General features: G+C 36.3%; 1 protein-coding gene. It reads left to right on the top strand.

Annotated elements, in window-relative coordinates:
- On the top strand, nucleotides 1-422 hold a 422-nt coding region (locus U860_RS0130960), incomplete at both ends, for an IS6 family transposase (protein ID WP_025151492.1).

The following is a 422-nucleotide window of genomic DNA, read 5'->3' on the forward strand; positions in this document are numbered from 1 at the left end:
TTAAGGGAGAATGGCGTTATCTCTATCGTGCAATTGATAAAGATGGACACACATTGGACATTCAACTTCGTAAAAAACGAGATCATCAGGCTGCCTATGCCTTCATGAAAAGATTAGTAAACCATTTTGGAGAACCAACGGTTCTCACTACAGACAAAGCGCCAGCATTACTTTGCGCATTTAACAAATTAAGAAAACAAGAATTTTATCAAACTACAATCCATTGTACAATCAAACATTTAAACAATCTTATTGAACAGGATCATAGGCATATAAAGAGACGTTTTGCCAAATCTGCAGGATTTCAAAATCTTCGTCATGCTTCACGTACGATAAAAGGTATTGAAACCATTCATGCCCTATATAAACAAAGGCGAAGTCTTCAAAGAGACTCTGCCTTTTCAACGTACAATGAACTTCAA

Origin of the sequence: Bacillus sp. H1a (assembly GCF_000633475.1) — a bacterium.
GTDB classification, from domain to species: domain Bacteria; phylum Bacillota; class Bacilli; order Bacillales; family Bacillaceae_G; genus Bacillus_A; species Bacillus_A paramycoides.